We start from the raw sequence: 19,135 nt of genomic DNA on the forward strand, positions 1-19,135 counted from the left end.
AAGATATGTTTCCACTTTAAAAGACAAAAGACAAATGTAAAAAAGCGTAAATTCGCTTTATGATTTTAGTTACAGGAGGCACAGGATTAGTAGGTTCTCATTTACTTTACAGACTAGCTAATGAAGGCAAAAAAGTAAAAGCCATTTATAGACGCGCCCATAAATTAGAATCTACAAAGCATGTGTTTTCTTATTATTCTGAAAATTGGGAAAGTCTTTATAATACCATTGAATGGGTTGAAGCAGATATTACCAATATTCCAAAACTACAAGACGCTTTTAAAGATATTACATATGTATACCATTGTGCAGCTTTCATCTCTTTTGAACCTGATAAATACAAAGTGCTACGGAAAATAAATATTAAAGGCACAGCCAATATTGTTAACCTATGTATTTCGCTTAAGGTAAAAAAGCTTTGTTACGTTAGTTCTATTGCAGCAATTGGGCAAACAAATAATCATGAAGATTTAATAACTGAAACAACACCTTGGAATCCAGAAGAAGATAATAGTGTTTATGCTATTACTAAATATGGAGCCGAATTAGAGGTTTGGCGCGGATCGCAAGAAGGATTGGATGTTATCGTAGTTAATCCAGGAATAATTTTAGGTTCTGGTTTTTGGCATGGTGGTGGCAGTGGTAGTTTATTTAAACAGATATACAAAGGACTATCTTTTTATACCGAAGGTGGATCTGCATATGTTGATGTTTATGATGTTATAGATATAATGATTCTTTTAATGCAAAGTGAAATTAAAAATGAAGGATTCATTCTAGTTGCCGAGAATCTACTCTTTAAAGATTTTAATAGAAGAACAGCTGAAGCTTTAAACGTTACAAAAAAACAAAAGCTAATTAAGCCTTGGCAATTACATATTCTATGGCGCTTGGATTGGTTAAACCATAAGCTATTTAGGAAAAGGAGAAAGCTATCTAGGCAGTTAGTTAAGACCATTACTTCTGTTACCAAGTATGACAACTCAAAACTAAAATTAGCTCTTGATTACGAATTTACTCCGATTGAAGAATCAATAAAAAAAGTTTCCAAACTCTTTCTTAAGGACTTAAACTCTAGCTTTTTGTTTTAATAACCCCTTCTTTTAAATTAGGATTAGCTCTTTGAACTTGTTTTAACTTTATAAGAGAATCTTTTTTCTTTTTATTTTCTGCTTCTTCCTTTTTATTTTCAGCTTCATATTTTTGCTTTTCAGAAGTAAGTTTAGCCTTTATCTCTTCTATAATTTCCTTATAGGTTTCGATATCATGAGCATAATAATCATTGCTTTGTGCAAATTGCAAACTATCAATATTATATTTTTTTAGAATATATGTTTCAGGATCGATACCTTTTGCCTCTAGTATAGTTCTGCTAACACCTTTAGCAGAACTTACAACAAACATATCGGATAAAATCTCAGTCATTTTATCTTTTGGAATCAAATTTTCTGGTTTTTTTGGTTGTAATTTTGGTTCACAACTTAAAAAAAGCCCTATAACTAATACTATGACTAAAACCTGTTTCATCATCTATCAAAGGTTAATCTTTGCCCAGCTTTAACATTTAATACCTTAAAATTGTTATATACCAATTGACCATTGACAAATGTATGCGTAATACGACTCTTAAAGGTATTACCTTCAAAAGGAGACCAACCACATTTATAAAGTATATTCTCTTTGTTAACCGTCCAAGGATTGTTTAAATCCGTAATAATCAAATCTGCATAGTAACCCTCTCTAATATAACCTCTTTTTTCGACATCAAATAAAATTGCAGGATTATGTGCTGTTTTTTGAGCAATTAACTCTAAAGATAATTTCCCGTTATGGTATGCCTCTAATAATGCCACAAATGCATGCTGTACTAATGGCCCACCTGAGGGTGCTGTTGTATATGTCTTGTCTTTTTCTTCTATGGTATGTGGTGCATGATCAGTTGCAATAACATCAATACGACCATCTAATAACGCTTTCCACAGACCTTCTCTGTCATCTGCAGTTTTTACAGCTGGATTCCATTTAATATGACTTCCTTTAGTTTGGTAATCTTTATCAGAAAACCAGAGATGATGTATACAAACCTCAGCCGTTATCTTTTTGTCTTTTAATGGTATTTTATTTGTAAATAGTGCTGTCTCTTTTGCCGTTGACAAATGAAAAACATGTAAGCGTGCTCCCGTTTTTTTGGCCAACTCAATAGCTTGAGATGATGATAGATAGCATGCTTCCTCACTTCTAATAACAGGATGTAATTCCATTGGAATATCATCGCCATATTTAGCTTTTGCTTTTGCTAAATTCTCTCTAATTGTTGATTCATCTTCGCAATGTACTGAGATCACTAAGTCTGTACTAGAAAAGATTTTTTCTAGCACTTCAGGGTTATCGACTAACATATTCCCTGTAGAAGAACCTAAAAATAGTTTTAAGCCAGCTACAGCTTTGGGGTCTAATTTTAAAATTTCATCCAAATTATCATTTGTACCACCAAACATAAAAGAATAGTTAGCATAAGAAGACTTTGACGCGATATCAAATTTCTCTTCAAGTTTTTCTATTGTGGTTGTTTGCGGATTGGTATTTGGCATTTCTACAAAAGATGTAATACCACCTGCGATAGCTGCTCTTGATTCGGTCTCTATATTAGCTTTATGTGTTAATCCAGGCTCTCTAAAATGCACTTGGTCATCTATCATCCCTGGAAACACGTAATTTCCTTCTGCATCTATGACTTTTACATCAGCAGACTTTGCGCTTATAGAAGCGTTTATTTCTTTGATTAAATTATCTTCAATTAATATATCACCTTCAGTAATCTGACCTTCATTTACAATCTTGGCATTTTTTATAAGCGTTTGGTTACTCATTCTTTAATCTTTTTTGAATAGACTTTTCCATTTAAGGCTAATCACTCCAAAGATTGCTTCAGAAATAATGCCTCCAGACATTTTTGATTTGCCTTTAATTCGATCTGTAAAGATAATGGGAATCTCAACAATTTTAAAGCCTTTTTTGTAAGCTTTAAACTTCATTTCAATTTGAAACGCATAACCTATAAACTTTATTTCATCTAAATTAATCGCTTCTAACACTTCTCTTTTATAGCAAACAAAACCAGCAGTTGGATCCTGTACGCGCATACCTGTAATCATCTTTACATATAAGGACGCTCCGTAAGATAAAAGAATACGAGCCAAAGGCCAGTTTACAACATTTACACCTTTAATATATCTAGATCCTACAACAAGGTCGACGTCTTTTTGTTTTGTGGCTTGATATAATCTTACTAGGTCTTTTGGATTGTGAGAAAAATCAGCATCCATTTCAAAAATATAATCATACTCTCGACGCAAACACCATTTAAAACCATCTATATATGCTGTTCCTAAACCATTTTTATTAGCTCTTGAGAGCAAATGAAGTTTGTCATTAAAAACAGATTGTAATTTGCTGACAATAGAAGCTGTGCCATCAGGTGAGTTATCATCAACAACTAGTACATGAAAACTTTTTGGTAACCCAAAAACACTTTCAATTATGGCTTGGATGTTTTCTTTCTCGTTATAAGTTGGTATGATGACAATTGCATCACTCATAGGTCTTTTTATTTTAGCAAATGTAAAATTTTTAAGTCACTAAGTTACTTTTAATTCCCTTTTTACATTTAGTATATACCTCGACTTTTCTTTATAAATTAGCTTAATGTTACGAGAGTACTTTACACAAGATATCTACATAGGTTTAATATTGGTTTGCTTAATTCTAATTGTCTCTACTAGGCAGTTATTTGGCATCCGCTTTGCAGATTTTTTACAAGTTATCTGGAATGATAGGTATATTAAACTCTACTCTCGTGAACGAAAAAAGCTAGACATCTTTAATATACTCCTGTTTACAAACTTTGTTTTTACTTTAGGGATTTTTATTCATTTTGCATATTCCACGCTAAAAGAACCCTTACCGGACAACATTTTCTTATTAATTTATGTATTTCTTGGTCTATTAGTTTTTACCCTATTTAAGATTATTATTGAGCGTATTATCGCTCATGTATGTGAATTCTCGGAGTTTATAAAAGAGTATATTTTTCAAAAAAATACGTATAAAAACATTTCTGGCCTGCTTTTATTGCTTGTCAACATCTTGTTATTATTCAGTGATTTAGATAAAAAAATAGTGATTTATTCAAGCTTAACGCTATTCCTTTTAATTAATGTCAGTGGATTTATAAGATTTTTGCAACACTATCAAAAAGCCATAATTTCTAATTTTTTCTATTTTTTATTGTATCTTTGCGCTCTCGAAATTGGACCTTATGTTATTTTATATAAGGTATTTAAAGATTATTTCGGGTAAAAAAGCGTTTAGCATATGAAAGTAAAAACGATATTGGTTTCGCAACCAGAACCTAAAATTGAGAACTCTCCTTATTTCGATTTACAAGAAAGACAAAAGGTAAAAGTAGATTTTAGACCGTTTATACATGTTGAAGGTGTTGAAGCCAAAGACATAAGACAACAAAAGATTGACCTTACCAAATTTTCTGCTATTATATTAACTAGTAGAAATTCAGTTGATCACTTTTTTAGAGTTGCAGAGGAAATGCGCTTTAAAGTCCCAGATACTATGAAATATTTCTGCCAGTCTGAAGCTGTTGCTTATTATCTACAGAAATATGTTGTTTACAGAAAGCGTAAGATTTATGTTGGTAAGCGTACTTTTGAAGACTTAATGCCTCTAATAAAGAAATATAAAGACGAAAGTTTCTTACTACCAACAACTGATAAAGTAAAGCCCGTAATACCTAACACTTTAGATAAGTTAGGTGTAAACTGGACACAAGCAACTTTTTACAAAACTGTAATTAGTGATTTATCAGATTTAGAGAATGTAACTTATGACATTTTAGTATTCTTTAGTCCATCTGGGATTGAATCTTTATTCCACAATTTTCCTGATTTTAAGCAAAACGAAACACGTCTTGCAGTGTTTGGAAATACAACTATTAAAGCTGTTGAAGCTAAAGGCTTGCGTGTGGATATTGCTGCACCAACTCCTGAAACACCTTCAATGACTATGGCTTTAAAGAAATATATTGATGCCGTTAACAAAGGGAAATAATTTCCTTATTTATATAAAACAAAAAAGCGATTCAACTATTTGAATCGCTTTTTTGTTGTTCTCTATTTTACTTAAAACGCATAACGTTGAGGACCTCCTCGTCTAATTTCTTCTGACGCATAGCTTTCAAATTGTTTGAAGTTATTTCTAAATTCATTAGAAAGCTTAAATGCCATTTTATAATAGGCTTCATCATCATTCCAAGTTGTTCTTGGGCTTAAAACCTCTGTTGGTACTCCAGGGCAACGTCTTGGTTGGGCCACTCCAAAAACAGAATGTATGTGGTAATCTTCATAATTATATAACCCTAAATGGCCATTCAATACGGCATTAATCATAGCTCGCGTATACTTTAATTTAATACGTGTACCAACGCCATAAGGTCCACCAGTCCAACCTGTATTAACCAACCAAACATTTACACCTGCATCTTTCATCTTTTTACTAAGCATTTCTGCATATTTAGTTGGATGTAGTGGCATAAATGGTGCTCCAAAACACGCAGAGAAAGAAGGTTGAGGTTCTACGACTCCAGCTTCGGTCCCAGCAACTTTTGCTGTATAACCTGATATAAAGTGATAAGCCGCCTGACTTGGTGTTAATTTAGATATTGGAGGCAGTACTCCAAAAGCATCTGCGGTCAAGAAAAAGATATGCTTTGGGTTTTTACCAGACGATGGTTGCCTTATATTCTCAATATGGTAGATTGGATAACTTACTCTTGTATTCTGGGTAATTGATGTGTCAGCAAAATCTACATGACCATTATCATCAATGATTACATTTTCAAGAATAGCACCTTTCTTTATTGCACCATAAATTTCTGGCTCTTGTTCTTGAGATAAGTTAATCACTTTTGCATAACAACCGCCTTCAAAATTAAAGACTGTATTCTCTTTTGTCCATCCATGCTCATCATCTCCAATTAGACTTCTATTAGCATCCGTAGATAATGTTGTTTTACCCGTTCCAGATAGGCCAAAGAAAATTGCAGTATCACCATCCTTACCAACATTTGCACTACAGTGCATTGGTAATGTATCTTTAAATACAGGTAAGATAAAATTCAGCGCAGAGAAAATCCCTTTCTTGATTTCACCTGTATAACCTGTTCCACCAATTAGCGCAATTTTTCTTGTAAAATCTAGAATCGCAAAATTGTGTTGTCGTGTTCCATCAATCTCAGCATCTGCCATAAAACCTGGAGCGTTTACAACAGTCCACTCTGGTGTAAAGTCTCTTAATTCGTCTTCCGTTGGACGTAAAAACATGTTATAAGCAAACATATTACTCCAAGGATACTCATTAATAACTCTTATGTTTAGTTTGTAGTGTTCGTCAGCACATGCATAACTATCTCTAACATAAACTTCTTTTTCAGATAAATAATCTACGACTTTATCATAAAGCTTCTGAAATTTATCACTATCGAAAGGAATATTGATATCACCCCACCAAACACGGTCTTTTGTAATATCGTCTTTTACAATAAAACGATCTTGCGGAGAGCGTCCAGTAAACTCTCCTGTGTTGACAGCTAAAGTATTATTTGCTGTTTCTACACCTTGACCATTTTCAACAGCCCTTGACTGTAGCTGTTCTGGAGATAGTTGATAATTAACTTTAGCGTTTTTAATCCCATACTTTTCTAACGAAATCGTTTTCGTAGATTGGTCTGAATTTACCATATTTATTATGTTGTGTTATCCGGCAAAAATAAAACTTTATTTTAGAATATAAGGTGATAAAACTGTTAATCAACTCTAGTTTTTAAGATATTAATTAACAATATTACCCAAGCTAAAATAAGTAGTAGACCACCTATTGGCGTAATAAAAGCTATTGTCTTAAAATCAAACCCTGAAAGAGTATTTGTTGCTAAGGCATAAATAGAAAATGAAAAGAAAACAACACCAATACTAACTAAAACTAGTATATAAGATTTAGCTTTTTCTTTAATAAAAGATATACTTCCAAGTATCAATAGAAAAAAAGCATGGTATATTTGGTAGCGTACACCTGTTTCAAAAGATTGTATCGCTTTATCATCAATCAATTTTTCTAAACCATGCGCTGCAAATGCGCCTAGGATAATTGCTATAATTCCAAATACAGAACCTGTAATCAATAACTTTTTGTTCATAATTAAATTGAATTAATACTGTTAAATCTCTTATCTATTTTATTACATTCGTGGTAAACAAAATTAGTCATATAAAGCCATTATGCGAAAGATTTTAATCATCGGAGCAGGAAAGTCTTCATCATACCTCATCAAATACTTATTAGACAAGTCTAATGCTGAAAATCTTCATGTTACAATTGGAGATCTTAATGTTGAAAACGCAAAAAAACTTATCGGTAATCACGAAAATGTATCTGTTATTCACCTAGATGTTTTTAATACTGAATCGCGAACTGAAGCCATAAAAGATGCTAATATTGTCGTATCGATGCTACCTGCGCGTTTTCATATTGAAGCTGCAAAAGATTGTATTGCCTATAAAAAACATATGGTAACAGCATCTTATGTCAGCAAAGAGATGCAAGACTTAAATGAAGACGCTAAAGCTAATAATTTGGTCTTTATGAATGAAATTGGTGTTGACCCAGGCATAGATCACATGAGTGCAATGCAGGTTATTGACCGCATTAGGGATAATGGTGGTAAGATGATTTTGTTTGAGTCATTTACAGGCGGACTCGTTGCTCCAGAAAGTGATAATAATCTTTGGAATTATAAATTTACTTGGAATCCCAGAAACGTTGTTACTGCTGGACAAGGTGGCGCTGCTAAATTTTTACAAGAAAACCAGTTTAAATACATTCCATATAATCGCTTGTTTAGACGTACAGAATTTTTAGAGATTGATGATTATGGACGATTTGAAGCTTATGCAAACAGAGATTCTTTAAAGTATCAGCACGTATATGGATTAGATTATGTAAAAACACTATATCGTGGTACAATGCGCCGCGTTGGTTTTAGTCGTGCATGGAATGTTTTTGTACAATTAGGAATGACGGATGACAGCTACACTATTGACGACAGTGAGAATATGAGTTATCGCGATTTTATAAATGCCTTTTTGCCCTATAGTCCTACAGATTCTGTTGAGCTCAAATTTAGACATGCTCTTAAAATTGATCAAGATGATATTGTTTGGGATAAGTTTTTAGAGTTGGATATGTTCAGCAGTAAAAAAATGGTAACTCTGAAGAAAGCTACACCAGCTCAAATACTTCAGAAAATATTGATGGATAGTTGGACTTTAGATGAGAACGATAAAGATATGATAGTCATGTATCATAAATTTGGTTATGAACTCAATGGTGAACAACATCAAATTGATGCAACTATGGTAGCCATAGGCGAAGACCAAACTTATACGGCTATGGCAAAAACTGTCGGACTACCTGTTGCTATAGCAACATTAGCCATACTTAATGGAAAGATTAAAACGCCTGGTGTGCAAATACCTATAACTAAAGAGGTTTACAACCCTATTCTTGAGGAGCTTAAAGACTATGGCATTGCATTTTCTGAAAAAGAGGTAGAATATTTGGGCTATAATCCATTAAATATCTGAACTGAGGTTACATATTCTGATACTTTTAGTACTTTTAGCTTCCAATCTTAAATCAAATACAAGATGAAGATTAACGATAAAGGTATTTTTATCGATGGTATTGACAAAAAGATACTTCGTGCCTTAATGGAAGATGCCAGAACTCCTATTCTAGAAATTGCCAGAAATGTTGGTATTTCTGGTGCTGCAATTCATCAACGTCTTAGGAAATTAGAAAAATCTGGTCTCTTGGCAGGTTCTAAGTTTATTGTTAATCCTAAAGTGCTAGGTTATACCACCATGGCATTTGTTGGTGTTTACCTAGACAAAGCTGTGAGTAACCCAGAAGCTGTAAAGCAATTAAAACGTATTCCAGAGGTTATAGAATGCCACTATACTACTGGTCATTGGAGTATATTTATTAAAATATTATCTAAAGATAATGAACATTTAATGCATGTTTTAAACACACAAATACAAAGTATCACTGGAGTTTCGAGAACTGAAACTTTTATTTCTCTTCAACAGCAAATAGATCGTCAGATTAAAATATAATGCACAAAAAAAGCTCTGAAAATTTCAGAGCTTTTATTTATATCTGTTAATGATATTTAGTCCCGAGACATAAAAATCTGTAATATATACCAGAATAATAGCATCACTGCAGCAAAAATACCTAAAGCAGCACCAACATATTGATCTTTTGTATATTCATATTTCACTTTAGACGTTTGATACAGTATAGCAGCACCAGCAAAAACCACCATTGCCATTGAGAACCATAATCCTAAGTTAAAACCAAAAAGACTTCCTGCAACAATTAATCCTATAGCAATAAAACTAGCAATTACTAATCCTGTTTTTAAAAACGAGAAGTTTTTGTTAGTCATAAATACTACTGCTGTTAGACCTCCAAAAAGGCAAAGTGTTACAATGATGGCCTGAGTTAACATTTCTCCACCTGAATATGCATACGCCATATATATCATAGGCAAAAAGATTATAGCTTCCAATAATACATATAAACCTAAACCCATGTATTGTGTTTGTTTGGACTCGTGATGTGCTAGTTTATCTGCCATAGAACTTCCTACCCAGAAAAGGCCTAAAACTATTAACCAAGAAAAGCTATTAGCAAACATTAGATTAATCAAAGAAACTACTGTCTCTTCAAAAAAGCCAATAAATATATACTCGAGAAACGTAAATGCTAAAACAGCCCAAGCAACATGCATGTATGTTTTACGATAAAATGTTGCTTTTTCAGTGTCTTCTAAATGACCTACTAAAATTGGTCCTTGAATTTGATTATCCATAATAATTGATTAATTTTTTCTAAATGTAGGTTTTTTCTCAAGCAGAAACAAAAAAAGCTCTGATTTCTCAGAGCTTCTCTATTATTATTATTCAAATTAATCTCTTCCACCAAAAACTTGTAGTGCCCAATACAATAAAGAAGCTAAAGCGCCTATTGCAGCTACTAAATAGGTTCTTGCTGCCCATTTAAGTGCATCCTCAGCACCTTCATATTCTTGCTGAGAAACCATATTTTTAGTCTTTAACCATGCCAATGCACGATTACTGGCGTCATATTCTACTGGTAGTGTTATAAAACTAAACAATGTTGCTGCTCCCATAAACACTAAGCCTGCGACAGCAACCCAATATCCCATACCAACACCTGCGGCAGCTCCCATAATTAAACCGCCAATAACAAGCCATTGAGACATTCCGGATGTTACACTAACTACTGGAACTAAAGCAGAACGCATTTCTAAAGCACTGTAAGCTTGTGCATGTTGCACAGCATGCCCAACCTCGTGTGCTGCAACAGCAGCTGCAGCAGCATTTCGTTGATTATATACTGCCTCACTTAAATTTACTGTTTTATTTTTTGGATTGTAATGATCCGTTAATTGACCTCTTACCGAAATCACTTCAACATCATATATACCATTGTCAGCCAACATCTTTTCTGCAATTTCACGACCTGACATTCCGTTTTGCAATTGACGCTTAGAATAGAATGCAAACTTTTGTTTTAGTTTGTTACTAACTAACCAACTTACAAGTGCTATAGCACCTATTAAAATATAATATCCAAACATAATCTTTTCCTTTTTGATTTATAAAGTTATCATATTTAGAGCAAAAAGTACGCCAAATCCATGTTAAGAAATTTTGTCAGTATCTATCAATTTATATCGCCTCAAGAGACCAATTAAAAGCCTCTGCAATTTCTTCATAAACAATTTTACCATCAACTATATTAAGTCCTTTTCTTAAAGATGCATCTTTAGCACAGGCTATTTCCCAACCTTGATTGGCTAATCGTAGTACATAAGGTAAAGTCACATTAGTTAATGCCAATGTAGACGTATAAGGCACTGCACCTGGCATATTCGCCACACAATAGTGCACTACATCGTCAATAATATAAGTAGGCGCTTCGTGTGTGGTCGCTTTTGTGGTCTCAAAACAGCCACCTTGATCTACTGCCACATCAACAATAACTGTTCCTGGCCGCATATCTTTAAGCATATCTTTGGTTATTAGTTTTGGTGCCTTAGCACCTTTTATAAGTACACCTCCTATTATTAAATCATGGTCTTTAATACGTTTTTTGATGTTATAAGCGCTCGAAAATTCGGTGACAACGTGATTAGGCATCACATCGTTTACATAACGTATTTGCTTCATGTTAATATCCATTATGGTTACATGTGCACCTAATCCTGCAGCCATCTTTGCGGCTTGAATACCTACAGTACCTGCTCCTAATACTAACACTTTACCTGGTGGTACACCAGGAACTCCGCCTAGTAAAACACCACGGCCTTTAATTGGCTTTTCTAAATATTTAGCACCTTGTTGGATTGCCATACGTCCTGCTACTTCAGACATTGGGGTCAATAATGGCAACGACCCATCTTTATCTTCGACCGTTTCGTAAGCAATGCAAACAGCCTTACTTTTCAGCATGGCTTTGGTTAAAGCTTCACTAGAAGCAAAATGAAAATAGGTAAACACCACATGATGCGATTTTATGAGTGGATATTCTTCTGCAATAGGCTCTTTAACCTTAACAATCATCTCGCTTGACACATAGACTTCTTGAATTGTATCAAGTATTATTGCACCTACATCTTTGTAATCTTGGTCAAAAAATCCACTACCAAAACCAGCGTCTTTTTGTATATATACTGTGTGATTTTTACGTGTTAATTCAAAAACGCCAGCTGGTGTCATGCCAACGCGATTTTCGTTGTTTTTGATTTCTTTTGGGATTCCAATTTTCATACTCTAGAAGTCGTTGAGATTAATAATTGGATTTGAATTTAAGTCTAAATTCTTAAACGAATATGCTTAAAATGAGATATTTAAAATTATTACGAATCTGATAATTTGAAGCCCAAATAATACGAAATCATCAAAAAAATCCAGAAAATTAATCTACAGCTTTACTGAGTTTTACCACCTTGTTATTTGAAAAAGTGACTACTAAATATTGAGGTTCAGAATCGAAAAAACTTGGAGGCTCACCCAATCGATAAACAAAATAATTATCGCCTAGATTAGCATCTGCATCTGGTTTCCCCAAAAGAACAATCACTTCTTGTTTGGTTTTACCCAAGAGGTATTTATTCTCAAGAATATCATCCAACATTTTGTAACGTCCACCTACATCAGTAAGCCAAACTTCTTGATTAAAACGCTCTTCGAAAAACCAGATTAATGATGTACTCACTACAAAAGCTAAAAAAAAAAATAACCCAATCTTATCTTTTCTTTTTAGCTTCATGTAATAGTACTTTATAATTAGTAACGCTTAGTCAAACTCATCATAAGGATCATAAGGTATTCCTGTAATAACCACTTCATCATTAACGCCATCACCATCGAAATCAAATATGCGTTTGTATTCAATTAAATTAGCATTGACTTCAAGAACTTCTAATTGAGTGACAAGTTGCTCACCAAAATAAAGATCAATAACATTATTTCTCAAATCCCATTTTAAATTTGTAGATGTTAGTGCACATTCTGCACAGTTAGAGCAATTAGAAACATAATCTTCTTCGAAATCAAACTCTTTGCCTTCTTCATTATAAAACTGAAATAGGTCTTTTACACATCCATCAGTATGTTGATAGAGAAAAAAATCTCCATTAATAGTAACCGTATCGTAAGCCCAAGACCCAATAATTGTTTCTAGAATATATGGATCTGGCGTATCATTAGAATCATCACTTGAACATCCAACCAACGTTAACAAAAAAATAATTAAGAAAATATTTTTTTTCATAACTGCTATCCTACAATATTTACAATTTTACCGGGAACTACAATAACCTTTTTAGGTGTGCGTCCCTGTAATTGCTCTTGTGTCTTCTCATAAGCTAAAACTACTTTTTCAATTTCCTCTTTGCTCATATCTAAAGGCAACTCAAGCGTAAAGCGCATTTTACCATTAAACGAGATGGGGTAGTTTTTGTTGCTTTCTACCAAATGACTTTCCTCAAATTTAGGGAAAGCTGCCGTAGAAATTGACTCCCCATTTCCTAATTGACTCCACAATTCTTCTGCGATATGCGGCGCGTATGGCGAAATTAAAATCAATAGCGGTTCAAGAATAGACTTACTTGTGCACTTTTGTGCTGTTAACTCATTGACTGCAATCATAAAGGTAGATACCGACGTATTAAAAGAGAAATTCTCTATATCTTCTTCTACTTTCTTTATCGTTTTATGAAGCGTTTTTAAATTATCTTTAGTTGGTTCCGCATCATTGACATTTAAGCCATCTTGACCAACATATAATTTCCACAGTTTCTTCAAGAAATTATGAACCCCTGTTATACCTGCGGTATTCCAAGGTTTGTATTGCTCTAATGGTCCTAAAAACATTTCGTATAATCTTAAGCTGTCCGCACCATAATCTTCACAAATACTGTCTGGATTAACTACATTAAACCAACGTTTTGACATTTTTTCTACTTCTCTACCTACAATATATTTTCCGTCTTCTAGCTCAAATTTTGCGCCTTTAAATTGTGGTTGCCATTTTGATAATTCCTCTATATCAATTTCATCTGAAGAATTAACTAAAGCAACATCAATTCTAATTTCTTCAACATCATAATTATTCTTAAGGTTTTTCGAAACATACGTATTTGTTCCTGAAACTCTATAAACTATTGCACTTGTCCCTAATATCATGCCTTGGTTAATGAGCTTCTTAAACGGTTCATCAACACCTACAAAACCTCTATCTTTTAAAAGCTTTACCCAAAAACGTGAGTATAATAAATGCCCTGTCGCATGCTCACTACCACCAATGTATAAATCTACATTCTCCCAGTACTTCAACGCCTCTTCTGTAGCAAAAACACCATTTCTATTAGCTGCTTCTTCCATATAACGGAAAAAGTACCACGAGCTTCCTGCCCAACCTGGCATGGTATTCAATTCTAGAGGAAAAATAGTTTCATTGTCTATTAACTCATTACTCACTACTATATTCTCAATACTATTCCACGCCCAAACATCGGCACGACCTAAAGGTGGCTCGCCTTCTTCAGTTGGTAAATATTTTTCTACTTCTGGCAATACAATTGGCAAATGTGCTTTGTCTATCATTTGCGGCATGCCATTGACATAATATACTGGGAAAGGCTCACCCCAATAACGCTGACGAGAAAACACGGCATCACGCAAACGGTAATTAGTTTTGCCTTCGCCTTGACCTATTTGTTCCAATTCGTAAATGGCACGTTTGGTTGCTTTTTTATAGTTCATGCCATCTAGGAAATCACTATTGGCAATCTTAACATTATCTTTAGAACCATACGCTTCTTCAGAAATATCAACACCATCAAAAATATTTGGAATCGTAATATCAAAATGCTTTGCAAAATCATAATCACGTTGGTCGCCACAAGGTACTGCCATAACGGCTCCTGTTCCATAACTTGCTAAAACATAGTCTCCAATCCAGATTGGAATTGGTGCTTTTGTAAATGGATGCTCGGCATAAGCACCTGTAAATACGCCGGAAATGGTTTTTACATCTGCCATACGTTCGCGCTCGCTTCGTTTTGCAGTAGCTTCAACATAAGCAGCAACAGCTTCTTTTTGTTCTGGTGTGGTTATTTGAGATACGTACTCGTGCTCTGGTGCTAAAGTCATAAAACTCACACCATAAATAGTATCTGGACGTGTTGTAAAAACATCTATCTTCTTATCATGACCATTCACATTAAAAATCACAGAAGCACCAACGGATTTTCCAATCCAATTACGTTGGCTTTCTTTAAGGGAATCTGTCCAATCTATAGTCTCCAAACCTTGCAATAAACGTTCTGCATAAGCAGAAATACGCATACTCCATTGGGTCATTTTTTTACGAACCACTGGATGTCCACCACGCTCTGAAACACCGTTGACGATTTCGTCATTAGCTAAAACAGTTCCTAATGCTGGGCACCAGTTGACTTCAGTTTCAGCTAAATAGGTTAATCTGTATTTTAGTAATATTTCCTGTTGCTCTTCAGAAGAAAAGTTATTCCAATCATCAGCAGAAAATGTTTCAATACCATCATCACATGCAGCATTTACTGTTGCGTTTCCTTCTGTTTCAAAAAGGGATATCAAGGTTTTTATATCTTCCGCTTTATTGCTTTCATTATTAAACCACGATTCAAATAGTTGGATAAAAATCCACTGTGTCCATTTATAATAGTCTGGATTAGAGGTACGTACTTCGCGACTCCAATCGAAAGAAAAGCCGATTTGGTCTAACTGACGACGATAGGTTTTTATATTTTCTTCGGTAGTTATTCTAGGATGCTGACCTGTTTGTATGGCATATTGCTCAGCAGGTAAGCCAAAACTATCGTAACCTTGTGGATGCAATACATTAAAGCCTTTATGACGTTTGTAACGGGCATAAATATCACTGGCAATATATCCTAACGGATGCCCAACATGTAAACCCGCACCACTTGGATAAGGGAACATATCTAGCACATAATATTTTGGTTTATCCGAGCTATTAGAAGCCTTAAACGTTTCATTTTTGGCCCAGTGCTCTTGCCACTTCTTTTCAATTTGATTAAAATCGTATCGCATTGCAGTATTTTCCTTGAAATAAGCGGCAAATTTAGGGCTATTACAACACAATTAAAAACTAAACGTTGTAATACTCAGCATAACGGAATTGTTTTATATTTTTACCCTGATTAATTTTCCTTTTATGGCCTCATCTTTTGACTCTTACCAAAAACGTAAATTGATATCATCGTATATCTCTGTTGTGATAAGTATAGCCTTGGTATTATTCCTTTTAGGTTGCTTAGGCTTATTAATCATAAACTCTAAAAAAGTTGCTGATCATTTTAAAGAACAGGTGGTCATGACTATTTATTTGAATGATTCTGCAAAAGACGTTGAAATCAACCAACTTAAGAAAAGTTTAGCCTTAGCAGAGTACTCTAAAGAAGCATTATATGTCTCTAAAGAAGAAGCTGCTGAATTTATGAAAGCCGATACAGGTGAAGATTTTATGGATTTTGTAGGTTACAATCCTTTGAAGAACTCGATTGATGTCTCTCTAAAAGCCGAGTTTGTAACCACTGAAAAACTCACTGAAATTACTGAAAGCCTTTCCGAAAAAGGATTTATTGAAGAAATCCGATATGATAATGATTTGGTAGAGTTGATGAATGACAATGTGAAGAAAATCACGTTTTGGGTATTAATTATCAGTGGACTTTTTACCTTAATTGCTGTCCTTTTGATTAATAGCTCCATACGATTAGCCGTGTACTCTAAACGTTTTATCATTAAAACCATGCAAATGGTTGGTGCCACAAAACGTTTTATCCGCAAGCCTTTTGTATGGCAAAGTGTAAAGCTTGGTATTATCGGCGCTGTGATTGCATTAATAGGTATGGCTGTAGTCCTTTACTATTTAGACATTACCTTTTTAGAGCTCCGACTACTCGAAAACACGGTACTTATTGTTGCCCTTTTTGTAGGCATCTTTTTATTAGGTATTCTCATTACCTGGATAAGTACCTTTATCGCGACGCAACGTTTCTTGAATTTGAAAACGGATCAGTTGTATTATTAACATTTGTTACATCAAGTTTAACACCATTTTACCATTCTTATCGCAATAACGGAACAATAGTTGAGTTATCTATTACCTATATCTTATTTAAAAGCTAATGACATAATTATACGCCAACCAAAGAGAAGTTTAACTAAAAATCTTTGATTATGAATCGTATATTATTTGTGGGTCTATGCTTCGTAGGAATTATGGTTTTTGTGTTTGCGCATGCAGATTCAAAATTAGAAGAACAGCCTAAAACTGAAGTAGCTAAAGAGAGTTCTAAGAAAACGTTCTATTAGGTATTACTCCTAATCCATATTAAATGCTCAATGTTGATTATAAAATTTTCAATACTGAGTATTTATTTTTTTGATGCTCTTAACAATACAATCTTAAATAATATCTTTACTTTGCAATAGCTATAACACAAATCATGGGCGAACAAAAACGTAAACAATCTGCTAAAGGCGATTTTATCTTCGGAAAGAAAAACTATAAATGGTTATTTATTGGTCTAGCCTTTATTGCTGTTGGTTTTATTATAATGGCTGGCGGTGGCAGTGATGACCCAAACGTATTTGATGAGTCTATTTTTCATTGGAGACGTATTCGCTTAGCACCAACACTTGTGCTTATTGGCTTTGGTATACAGGTATACGCTATTCTTTTAAATCCTGATAAGAAAAAGGATTAATCTAAATTTCATTGCGTTTTAATTTTTCAGTAACTGTATTTTAATACTTTTGCTTCATGGATACAGTTGATGCCATTTTATTAGGAATTATTCAAGGTCTCACAGAGTTTTTACCTGTGTCATCTAGCGGACATTTAGAATTAGGAAAAGCTATTTTAGGTGATAATTCAATCCCAAAGGAAAGTCTCTTATTTACAGTAGTACTTCATTTTGCAACTGCACTAAGTACCATAGTTGTATTTAGAAAAGATATTTTATTACTTCTAAAAGGTATTTTTAAGTTTCAATGGAATGAAGACTTGCAATTTGCTACAAAAATTGCAGTATCCATGATTCCTGCAGTTATTGTAGGTCTATTTTTTGAAGAGCAACTCGAAGCTCTTTTTGACGGGAACATTTTACTCGTTGGTTGCATGCTTATTGTTACAGCTGTATTACTATTTTTAGCCGATAAAGCAAAAGACACACAGAAAAAAGTGAGCTTTAGTAATGCCTTTATTATTGGCATTTCTCAAGCTGTGGCAATGCTTCCAGGTATTTCTCGCTCTGGTGCAACAATATCTACATCGGTGTTATTAGGAAACGACAAAACCAAAGCTGCACGATTTTCGTTTTTAATGGTCGTACCATTAATTTTTGGAAAAATAGCGAAAGACATTTTGGGTGGAGAACTCACATACGATACTGCAAATTTCACCACTTTAGGCATTGGTTTTATAGCTGCATTTGTTGCCGGACTTTTTGCATGTACTTGGATGATTAGTCTCGTTAAAAAGAGTAAACTCTCTTACTTTGCTTTATACTGTGTCATTGTTGGGTTAATTGCAATAGGATTTTCTTTATTTTACAACTAGTATGAAAACCGCTGATGATTTTAAAAACGGGCAAGTATTGTTAATTGACAAGCCCTTGCAATGGACCTCTTTTCAAGCTGTAAACAAACTACGTTGGGCCATCCGTCAAGCATATAGCATTAAAAAAATAAAAGTTGGTCACGCTGGGACTTTAGATCCTTTAGCAACAGGTTTATTAGTGATTTGCACAGGTAAAATGACCAAGAAAATCAATACATTTCAAGGTCAAGAAAAAGAGTATACTGGCACTTTTGTTTTAGGAAGCACAACGCCTTCTTATGATTTAGAAACAGAAATCAACGAAACATTTCCTACGAAACATATTACTGCGGAGTTAATCCATAAAACTACTGAACAATTTACTGGGAGGATTGAACAGTTTCCGCCTATATTTTCGGCTATAAAAAAAGAAGGAAAACGTTTGTATGAATTTGCTCGTGCTGGTGAAACTGTAGAAATCAAATCTCGTGAAATAGAAATTACCGCCTTTGAAATTACTGGAATTCGCGGATTAGAATTAGATTTTAGAGTTGTATGCAGTAAAGGAACTTACATTCGCTCTTTAGCTCATGATTTCGGAAAAGCGTTAAATTCAGGTGCACACCTTTCAGTATTACGACGTACTCGAATTGGTGATTTTAACGTTGAAAATGCTTTGACTCCAGAAGCATTTATTGAAAGCCTTCCTGAAAAAGAACAGCATTAAAAATTAAATCCTTTAATCCTTTTCTAAACTACGCTCGTATATTATTTAGGTACGATTTTTGCCCTAAAC

At 34.0% G+C, this 19,135-nt stretch carries 21 protein-coding genes; 10 read left to right on the forward strand and 11 right to left on the reverse strand.

The genetic code is table 11. The features are described 5' to 3' along the window. Positions 1-59: 59 nt before the first annotated feature. Positions 60-1,091: an NAD-dependent epimerase/dehydratase family protein gene (locus IEV10_RS01050; protein WP_188372839.1), complete on the forward strand. Its 1,032-nt coding sequence runs from the start codon at positions 60-62 to the stop codon at positions 1,089-1,091. On the opposite strand, the gene IEV10_RS01055 is transcribed toward IEV10_RS01050, so the two are convergent. Genes IEV10_RS01055 through IEV10_RS01065 form a run of 3 tightly spaced genes read right to left on the reverse strand, consistent with a single transcriptional unit; the run spans position 1,075 to position 3,599 of the window. Next, complete coding sequence (locus tag IEV10_RS01055; RefSeq protein WP_229719556.1) at positions 1,075-1,530, reverse strand: DUF4296 domain-containing protein; 456 nt, start codon at positions 1,528-1,530, stop codon at positions 1,075-1,077. The two genes, IEV10_RS01050 and IEV10_RS01055, sit on opposite strands and share 17 nt — an antisense overlap. Next, complete coding sequence (locus IEV10_RS01060; protein WP_188372841.1) at positions 1,527-2,870, reverse strand: dihydroorotase; 1,344 nt, start codon at positions 2,868-2,870, stop codon at positions 1,527-1,529. Before IEV10_RS01060 ends, IEV10_RS01055 begins: the two co-directional genes overlap by 4 nt. 3 nt (positions 2,871-2,873) lie before the next feature. Continuing rightward, positions 2,874-3,599 carry a polyprenol monophosphomannose synthase gene (locus IEV10_RS01065; RefSeq protein WP_188372842.1) on the reverse strand — a complete coding sequence of 242 codons (726 nt, stop codon included), beginning with the start codon at positions 3,597-3,599 and terminating at the stop codon, positions 2,874-2,876. A gap of 106 nt (positions 3,600-3,705) precedes the next feature. On the opposite strand from IEV10_RS01065, the gene IEV10_RS01070 reads away from it, so the two are divergent. Together IEV10_RS01070 and IEV10_RS01075 are read left to right on the forward strand one after the other, a co-directional pair. After that, on the forward strand, positions 3,706-4,359 hold the full coding sequence (locus tag IEV10_RS01070) for a DUF4271 domain-containing protein (RefSeq protein WP_188372843.1): 654 nt from the start codon (positions 3,706-3,708) through the stop codon (positions 4,357-4,359). Positions 4,360-4,374: 15 nt separating this feature from the next. Then, positions 4,375-5,124: a uroporphyrinogen-III synthase gene (locus IEV10_RS01075; RefSeq protein ID WP_188372844.1), complete on the forward strand. Its 750-nt coding sequence runs from the start codon at positions 4,375-4,377 to the stop codon at positions 5,122-5,124. A gap of 71 nt (positions 5,125-5,195) precedes the next feature. On the opposite strand, the gene pckA is transcribed toward IEV10_RS01075, so the two are convergent. Beyond that, positions 5,196-6,812 carry a phosphoenolpyruvate carboxykinase (ATP) gene (gene pckA, locus IEV10_RS01080; protein WP_188372845.1) on the reverse strand — a complete coding sequence of 539 codons (1,617 nt, stop codon included), beginning with the start codon at positions 6,810-6,812 and terminating at the stop codon, positions 5,196-5,198. Between the two features lie 65 nt (positions 6,813-6,877). After that, positions 6,878-7,267 (reverse strand): DUF423 domain-containing protein, encoded by a 390-nt coding sequence (locus tag IEV10_RS01085; RefSeq protein WP_188372846.1) that lies wholly within the window; start codon positions 7,265-7,267, stop codon positions 6,878-6,880. 82 nt (positions 7,268-7,349) lie between these two features. Between IEV10_RS01085 and IEV10_RS01090 the strand changes: the two genes are divergently transcribed. After that, positions 7,350-8,714, forward strand: coding sequence for a saccharopine dehydrogenase family protein (locus tag IEV10_RS01090; protein WP_188372847.1), 1,365 nt, complete (start codon positions 7,350-7,352; stop codon positions 8,712-8,714). A 63-nt stretch (positions 8,715-8,777) separates the two neighbouring features. Next, positions 8,778-9,248 carry an Lrp/AsnC ligand binding domain-containing protein gene (locus IEV10_RS01095; protein ID WP_188372848.1) on the forward strand — a complete coding sequence of 157 codons (471 nt, stop codon included), beginning with the start codon at positions 8,778-8,780 and terminating at the stop codon, positions 9,246-9,248. A 56-nt stretch (positions 9,249-9,304) separates the two neighbouring features. On the opposite strand, the gene IEV10_RS01100 is transcribed toward IEV10_RS01095, so the two are convergent. The 6 genes from IEV10_RS01100 to leuS all read right to left on the reverse strand — a co-directional run bounded on the left by IEV10_RS01100 (position 9,305) and on the right by leuS (position 15,824). After that, positions 9,305-10,009, reverse strand: a complete 705-nt coding sequence (locus tag IEV10_RS01100) for a Bax inhibitor-1/YccA family protein (RefSeq protein ID WP_188372849.1) — start codon at positions 10,007-10,009, stop codon at positions 9,305-9,307. Between the two features lie 96 nt (positions 10,010-10,105). Further along, a complete protein-coding gene (locus tag IEV10_RS01105) occupies positions 10,106-10,801 on the reverse strand; it encodes a zinc metallopeptidase (protein WP_188372850.1) in 696 nt (231 codons plus the stop codon). 91 nt (positions 10,802-10,892) lie between these two features. After that, positions 10,893-11,993: an alanine dehydrogenase gene (gene ald, locus IEV10_RS01110; protein ID WP_188372851.1), complete on the reverse strand. Its 1,101-nt coding sequence runs from the start codon at positions 11,991-11,993 to the stop codon at positions 10,893-10,895. A 148-nt stretch (positions 11,994-12,141) separates the two neighbouring features. Further along, complete coding sequence (gene bamE, locus IEV10_RS01115) at positions 12,142-12,495, reverse strand: outer membrane protein assembly factor BamE domain-containing protein (protein ID WP_188372852.1); 354 nt, start codon at positions 12,493-12,495, stop codon at positions 12,142-12,144. A 27-nt stretch (positions 12,496-12,522) separates the two neighbouring features. Next, on the reverse strand, positions 12,523-12,999 hold the full coding sequence (locus tag IEV10_RS01120; RefSeq protein WP_188372853.1) for a hypothetical protein: 477 nt from the start codon (positions 12,997-12,999) through the stop codon (positions 12,523-12,525). Positions 13,000-13,004: 5 nt separating this feature from the next. Next, positions 13,005-15,824 (reverse strand): leucine--tRNA ligase, encoded by a 2,820-nt coding sequence (gene leuS / locus IEV10_RS01125; protein ID WP_188372854.1) that lies wholly within the window; start codon positions 15,822-15,824, stop codon positions 13,005-13,007. A 124-nt stretch (positions 15,825-15,948) separates the two neighbouring features. On the opposite strand from leuS, the gene IEV10_RS01130 reads away from it, so the two are divergent. The 5 genes from IEV10_RS01130 (at position 15,949) to truB (ending at position 19,066) form a co-directional block, all read left to right on the forward strand. Then, complete coding sequence (locus tag IEV10_RS01130) at positions 15,949-16,827, forward strand: cell division protein FtsX (RefSeq protein WP_188372855.1); 879 nt, start codon at positions 15,949-15,951, stop codon at positions 16,825-16,827. A gap of 149 nt (positions 16,828-16,976) precedes the next feature. Beyond that, entirely contained in the window at positions 16,977-17,111 is a 135-nt protein-coding gene (locus tag IEV10_RS14375) for a hypothetical protein (RefSeq protein WP_262890097.1), read from the forward strand. 134 nt (positions 17,112-17,245) lie between these two features. Beyond that, the gene (locus IEV10_RS01135; protein WP_188372856.1) at positions 17,246-17,506 is read left to right on the forward strand and encodes a DUF3098 domain-containing protein; all 261 of its coding nucleotides are present in this window, start codon (positions 17,246-17,248) and stop codon (positions 17,504-17,506) included. Between the two features lie 56 nt (positions 17,507-17,562). Then, entirely contained in the window at positions 17,563-18,360 is a 798-nt protein-coding gene (locus IEV10_RS01140; protein ID WP_188372857.1) for an undecaprenyl-diphosphate phosphatase, read from the forward strand. Position 18,361: 1 nt separating this feature from the next. Then, on the forward strand, positions 18,362-19,066 hold the full coding sequence (gene truB / locus IEV10_RS01145; protein WP_188372858.1) for a tRNA pseudouridine(55) synthase TruB: 705 nt from the start codon (positions 18,362-18,364) through the stop codon (positions 19,064-19,066). The last annotated feature ends 69 nt before the right edge of the window (positions 19,067-19,135 follow it).

The organism is Winogradskyella haliclonae (assembly GCF_014635865.1).
GTDB classification, from domain to species: domain Bacteria; phylum Bacteroidota; class Bacteroidia; order Flavobacteriales; family Flavobacteriaceae; genus Winogradskyella; species Winogradskyella haliclonae.

What these genes read in the sequence shown, in the direction of transcription:
- IEV10_RS01090 (WP_188372847.1), top strand. Translation starts at nt 7,350, where the DNA reads ATGCGAAAGATTTTAATCATCGGAGCAGGAAAGTCTTCATCATACCTC.
- IEV10_RS01075 (WP_188372844.1), top strand. Translation starts at nt 4,375, where the DNA reads ATGAAAGTAAAAACGATATTGGTTTCGCAACCAGAACCTAAAATTGAG.
- IEV10_RS14375 (WP_262890097.1), top strand. Translation starts at nt 16,977, where the DNA reads ATGAATCGTATATTATTTGTGGGTCTATGCTTCGTAGGAATTATGGTT.
- IEV10_RS01130 (WP_188372855.1), top strand. Translation starts at nt 15,949, where the DNA reads ATGGCCTCATCTTTTGACTCTTACCAAAAACGTAAATTGATATCATCG.
- IEV10_RS01100 (WP_188372849.1), bottom strand. Translation starts at nt 10,009, where the DNA reads ATGGATAATCAAATTCAAGGACCAATTTTAGTAGGTCATTTAGAAGAC.
- IEV10_RS01055 (WP_229719556.1), bottom strand. Translation starts at nt 1,530, where the DNA reads ATGATGAAACAGGTTTTAGTCATAGTATTAGTTATAGGGCTTTTTTTA.
- truB (WP_188372858.1), top strand. Translation starts at nt 18,362, where the DNA reads ATGAAAACCGCTGATGATTTTAAAAACGGGCAAGTATTGTTAATTGAC.
- IEV10_RS01095 (WP_188372848.1), top strand. Translation starts at nt 8,778, where the DNA reads ATGAAGATTAACGATAAAGGTATTTTTATCGATGGTATTGACAAAAAG.
- IEV10_RS01140 (WP_188372857.1), top strand. Translation starts at nt 17,563, where the DNA reads ATGGATACAGTTGATGCCATTTTATTAGGAATTATTCAAGGTCTCACA.
- IEV10_RS01085 (WP_188372846.1), bottom strand. Translation starts at nt 7,267, where the DNA reads ATGAACAAAAAGTTATTGATTACAGGTTCTGTATTTGGAATTATAGCA.
- pckA (WP_188372845.1), bottom strand. Translation starts at nt 6,812, where the DNA reads ATGGTAAATTCAGACCAATCTACGAAAACGATTTCGTTAGAAAAGTAT.
- IEV10_RS01070 (WP_188372843.1), top strand. Translation starts at nt 3,706, where the DNA reads ATGTTACGAGAGTACTTTACACAAGATATCTACATAGGTTTAATATTG.
- bamE (WP_188372852.1), bottom strand. Translation starts at nt 12,495, where the DNA reads ATGAAGCTAAAAAGAAAAGATAAGATTGGGTTATTTTTTTTTTTAGCT.
- ald (WP_188372851.1), bottom strand. Translation starts at nt 11,993, where the DNA reads ATGAAAATTGGAATCCCAAAAGAAATCAAAAACAACGAAAATCGCGTT.
- IEV10_RS01060 (WP_188372841.1), bottom strand. Translation starts at nt 2,870, where the DNA reads ATGAGTAACCAAACGCTTATAAAAAATGCCAAGATTGTAAATGAAGGT.
- IEV10_RS01050 (WP_188372839.1), top strand. Translation starts at nt 60, where the DNA reads ATGATTTTAGTTACAGGAGGCACAGGATTAGTAGGTTCTCATTTACTT.
- IEV10_RS01105 (WP_188372850.1), bottom strand. Translation starts at nt 10,801, where the DNA reads ATGTTTGGATATTATATTTTAATAGGTGCTATAGCACTTGTAAGTTGG.
- IEV10_RS01135 (WP_188372856.1), top strand. Translation starts at nt 17,246, where the DNA reads ATGGGCGAACAAAAACGTAAACAATCTGCTAAAGGCGATTTTATCTTC.
- IEV10_RS01065 (WP_188372842.1), bottom strand. Translation starts at nt 3,599, where the DNA reads ATGAGTGATGCAATTGTCATCATACCAACTTATAACGAGAAAGAAAAC.
- leuS (WP_188372854.1), bottom strand. Translation starts at nt 15,824, where the DNA reads ATGCGATACGATTTTAATCAAATTGAAAAGAAGTGGCAAGAGCACTGG.
- IEV10_RS01120 (WP_188372853.1), bottom strand. Translation starts at nt 12,999, where the DNA reads ATGAAAAAAAATATTTTCTTAATTATTTTTTTGTTAACGTTGGTTGGA.